At 26.8% G+C, this 4,735-nt stretch carries 5 protein-coding genes; all 5 read left to right on the top strand.

Going from position 1 to position 4,735, the window contains the following annotated elements; translation table 11 throughout:
- Positions 1-139: 139 nt before the first annotated feature.
- Positions 140-664, top strand: coding sequence for a hypothetical protein (locus AOG55_RS06230; protein WP_055041039.1), 525 nt, complete (start codon positions 140-142; stop codon positions 662-664).
- Positions 664-1,071 carry a hypothetical protein gene (locus tag AOG55_RS06235; protein WP_156318772.1) on the top strand — a complete coding sequence of 136 codons (408 nt, stop codon included), beginning with the start codon at positions 664-666 and terminating at the stop codon, positions 1,069-1,071. The genes AOG55_RS06230 and AOG55_RS06235 overlap by 1 nt, the downstream gene beginning before the upstream one ends.
- Positions 1,064-1,300: a hypothetical protein gene (locus AOG55_RS06240; protein ID WP_055041041.1), complete on the top strand. Its 237-nt coding sequence runs from the start codon at positions 1,064-1,066 to the stop codon at positions 1,298-1,300. The genes AOG55_RS06235 and AOG55_RS06240 overlap by 8 nt, the downstream gene beginning before the upstream one ends.
- The gene (locus AOG55_RS06245) at positions 1,284-1,562 is read left to right on the top strand and encodes a hypothetical protein (RefSeq protein ID WP_054963973.1); all 279 of its coding nucleotides are present in this window, start codon (positions 1,284-1,286) and stop codon (positions 1,560-1,562) included. Before AOG55_RS06240 ends, AOG55_RS06245 begins: the two co-directional genes overlap by 17 nt.
- A gap of 79 nt (positions 1,563-1,641) precedes the next feature.
- Positions 1,642-4,677, top strand: a complete 3,036-nt coding sequence (locus tag AOG55_RS06250) for a DNA methyltransferase (protein WP_055041042.1) — start codon at positions 1,642-1,644, stop codon at positions 4,675-4,677.
- Positions 4,678-4,735 lie beyond the last annotated feature (58 nt).

A 4,735-nucleotide genomic window follows, 5' to 3' on the forward strand; every position in this document is an offset into this window, starting at 1 on the left:
CTTATTTTTTCATTATTAAACGGTGAGACAATAAAGGGCAAAATGATAGGCTTTGGCCAGTATGAGATTTTATTAGACTCTGAGAATAAGAAATTAATTTTGTTAAAGCAGGGAATAATCAAAATAGAGGTGTTATAATATGAATCTTGACAGTTTTATAGAATCAGAGGAATTGAATGATAAAGAGGCAAGGCAGGTTAAAGAGTATATAGAATCGTTAAAAAAATCAAAAGAAAAACAGGGCAATGAGGAATGCCCTTACTGGAAAAGGGGATGCAACAATCAATTATGCCCCATGCTTAAGGACAATTCCAAATATATATGGTATTCAGATGAGGATCCATGCAATAATCCTGAATATAAGGATAATATTGTTGCAATAAACCAGAAAAAACTTAAAAAGAAGAATGCACCGGGATATTTTACTTACAATATGCTTAACAGGAATTTCATCATAAAAAGGGGCATAGAGGGGATCGATCCAGATGTTCCCGATTCAGTGGAATCAAGAGGCCAGAAGGCCATAGATAAATTATACAGGGACAGGGAGGAGGCATGGCTTAACTCACATCCAGAGATTAGCAATAAGCAGATTGAAAAGAATAGAAATTTAGCAATGAAAGGCTCAGAGGCATTAAAAAGATACAAGGAGGGAAAAAAATAATGATGATATATTGTATTTTTAATAAAAATAATGGCTTTATAATTGATTCAGAGAAATTAATATCAATTAATGGAATAATTACACATCAAGGGCATATTATAAACAAAAAGCAAATATTAAAACATCCAAAACAGTTTAAAGATTCAATTAAAAAGTTATCATCTATTTTTTACATCCATGCCAATCAAAAAATAATGCTGATATATTATAATTTAAGGCAAAAAAATCATTTTCTTTATATACTTTTCAAAATAAATGCACTTAAGGGTATAATTATACCTAAAACATCCTTTGCATCCAAAAATGCCATTTATGGATATGATTTCCCATTTAAGATGCCCTTTCATCCAGGGCCTGATATCAATGAACCATTACCGGAAGATCCAGGGGATGATACAGATGATTAAGGATGGCAGATTTTTTATGGATCTTCCAGAGGACTGGAATAAAATTATAATGGCATTGAGAACAAGGCCCATGGATATCTATGAGTTAAGGAATGAAACAAATATTGAATTTGAAAAATTAAAGGAAATACTAAAAACAATGAAGCTGCTTGATATGGTTTCATACATGCATTATAAAGATCCAATAAAAATGATAAAAAAGGAGGGCAAAAATGATAAAGGCCATTAAAATAGATGATAAACAAAAAATACTGGATGACTATAATTACAGGCCTGCAAAGAAATTATATGAAAAAAGGATCTTTAGGGAATATAAATTCCTGGAGGATCTATATAAAGAAAAATATCATACAGACAATTTTGATGTCTATGATTTATATGATTTAACATTTAACATAAAGACAAGGTTTGCAATAAAGAATTCACCAAGGAATGCTTTTATTGCAAATTATAAAAAATATTTAAAGATGAAAGATAAATTGACTTATTAAAAATTTTAATAATAATTGCATAAGTATTTTAATAATTCAATACAAAAATTTAAAAATAAATCTATATTAAAGACATATAATGATAAATCAGTTAGAGTATATTTATCCAGATAATTTTGAAAGCAATATAAAGGAATATTTAAAGATTTTACCTACAAAAAAGGGAGAATTAAATAAAAGGGCGTATATGGTAAGCAAATTAATGGTAAATATAATGGGAATAAAGCCAGAATTTATAGGTTTTGAGGAGAATAGAAATGATGTTTATTATGCGGGAATATTAATAGAAACAAAGGATGAAATAAATAAAAGTACAAGGGAAAAGGCATTGGAGGAATTAAAAAGGTATAAAAATACTAGAGAGGAAAATGGATATACAGTTTCTAAATTAATTGTAACCGATGGAAATATATTTGAGGTATACAATACCAATGAGCAGAAGGAGTATGATTTTATATTAAACCATGAAATAAAAGATCAAAATGATGATTATACCTTAAACAATTTATATACAAGACTATACTTATTATTTAATCCAAAAGGTATAAAGTTAAATCCCAAAATTGATATTATAATACCAAGGCTTTTGGATTTACAGAATGAAATACTAAAAAATATTCAAAATAATAAAATAAATATTGATAATCTGGAATATGCCATTAAGTTTGATGAGTGGAAAAATTATGTGGCCAAGGTTTTAGGAAATAATAATGAGATATCATTAGAATTTTATTTAAGGCACGTAATAATATACTATTATTCCTTATTTATAGTTGGTAAGGTTTTAGGTGAAAATAATACAGAAAATATATTAAATGGTTCTGCTTTTGAGGCTAAGGGGATAATGAATTTTGTGGAGCCCGATAACTTTTTTGATATATTTGTAGATAAGAATAACAAATTTTTCTTATATATTAATGAAGAAATAGATTTATACGATTTTTCCAATATAAATGATGATATCTTCAGGGTTTTATATGAAAGCGTTATATCACCAAGTGAGAGGCATAATCTCGGTGAGTTTTATACACCGGAATGGCTTGCAAAAATTTTAGTCGATGATTTAGTTGAAAAGGACAATGTAATTTTAGATCCTGCATGTGGTTCAGGAACATTTTTAAAGTTAAGCATTGAAAGAAAAAAGAATCTCGGTTCAAATAATAATATTCCAGATCAGGTAATAGGCTTTGATATAAATCCTCTTGCAGTTGTATTTTCAAAGGCAAATTATATATTATCCCTTGGCAAGGATTATTTAAAGCAAAAATTAGACTTGATTATTCCAGTATTTTTGGCAGATTCACTAATGACATATTATAAAAGAAGTTCATTAAATGCTGATATACAGAGCGTTACAATAGATTTTAATCCAATAGCAAATATAAAGGCAGAATTCGATTATTCTTATGTTGATGAAGGAAATGAGCCAATAATACAGCTAAATAAATATATAGAGGATATGAAAATATTTGTATACAACAATTTAAAAACAGTAAGTATAAATGTACCAAAAAAATTTAATTACAACTCAGATCTAATTAAAAAATTAATACAATTGGTTAATAATAAGAAGGACGGCATATGGTTCTATGTTTTAAAAAACATATACACACCATATTATTTTAGAAATAAAATTGATGTTGTATTAGGGAATCCTCCATGGTTAACTTATAGGGAAACATCATATGAAAGGCAACATGATCTGGATTCCATTTATGATGAATACAACATGAAACATGGCTCACAAAATAAGGCCAATGTTGATTATGCTGGTTTTTTTATTGCAAGGTCATCTGAATATTTAAAAAGGAAAAATAAAAAAATTACGGGTAAAATAGGCTTTGTTATAACCAGATCCATTATGAACGCCTCACAGTATAATGGTTTAAGAACAAAAGCATGGGTTAATTCAACAAATATAAGCAATTTAATAGATATTGATAATTCTATTAATCCATTTAGAAAACCCTCATGTATAATAGTTTTTGATTTCAATTTAAAAAAGTGCAAATATATAAATGGCTCATTAATAAAAAATTCTGCAAATAAAAAAATTGACGTTTTCAGTAATAATATAGATTATGACATAATAAATAAAAAGTATTATATTAATGCCTCAGAGAACGAATCTGCTATTTCAGATAAACCGATGAATTTCGGTAAAAATTCTATTTATAAAAGTATATTCAAAAGAGGTGCAACAATATTCCCAAGGCCTTATTTCTTTGTAGATATATTGAAAGAGGAGGAATATGCATATTTGATAAAAACTATGGATAAATATAACCCATTAACAGCAGATAAAAGGCATAAGAAAGGAAATTATTCTTTTGTATGGAATAATTTTTATGCACTTAAAGATTTAATATACAATATAATTTTAGGTGAATCTATTGAGAATTTTGGAATTCATTTACATGATAAGGCAGTATTGCCTGTAATGGATTATACATTTATTATTGATGAGAATAAAGACACAATACCATACACATATTCAATAAAAAATAATATATATGAAACAAAAAATATGAATACAATACAAAACAATCTATTAAAAAATTACATAGAAAAATTAAATGAAATAGAAGAGGACTGGGAGAAAAATAGAGGAAATAAGTTTACAACTGCAAAAAACGATGCCAATTCTATGAGTTTTATAGACTGGTTAAACTATGGAAATAAATTATTATCACAGCATAAATATAATTATATGGTTGTTTATAATACAAGCGGGACAAGAATAAGATCTGCCGTTGTAGAAAATAAAAACATATTGGTTGATTATACTGCATTTTATGCATATTTTGATGACAAAAACGAGGCATATTATATATGTGGAATATTAAATTCTGATTATTTAATTAATCAGCTAAAGAACTCCGGAATATTATCAGAAAGGCATATAGTTAAAAAACCATTTCAAATAGGTATACCAAAATATGATAAAAATAATGATATTCATAATAATATAACCCTGCTTTCTATGGAGCTGCATAAATTAAAGGATAAAATTGATAATGAATCTAATAAAGAAGAAATTGAAAATCTAAATAAAGAATTTAAAGATAAATATAATGAATTAAACGCTTATGTGGAAAAATGCCTTAACAATTGATATAGATTAGAAATAATTAATTGTTAACTTTATATAATATTTAAATTATAGATCGGAA

This window comes from Acidiplasma cupricumulans (genome assembly GCF_001402935.1).
Lineage (GTDB): Archaea > Thermoplasmatota > Thermoplasmata > Thermoplasmatales > Thermoplasmataceae > Acidiplasma > Acidiplasma aeolicum.

Excerpts from the sequence above, each read along its gene's own strand:
- AOG55_RS06250 (WP_055041042.1), top strand. The coding sequence starts at position 1,642 with ATGATAAATCAGTTAGAGTATATTTATCCAGATAATTTTGAAAGCAAT.
- AOG55_RS06235 (WP_156318772.1), top strand. The coding sequence starts at position 664 with ATGATGATATATTGTATTTTTAATAAAAATAATGGCTTTATAATTGAT.
- AOG55_RS06230 (WP_055041039.1), top strand. The coding sequence starts at position 140 with ATGAATCTTGACAGTTTTATAGAATCAGAGGAATTGAATGATAAAGAG.
- AOG55_RS06245 (WP_054963973.1), top strand. The coding sequence starts at position 1,284 with ATGATAAAGGCCATTAAAATAGATGATAAACAAAAAATACTGGATGAC.
- AOG55_RS06240 (WP_055041041.1), top strand. The coding sequence starts at position 1,064 with ATGATTAAGGATGGCAGATTTTTTATGGATCTTCCAGAGGACTGGAAT.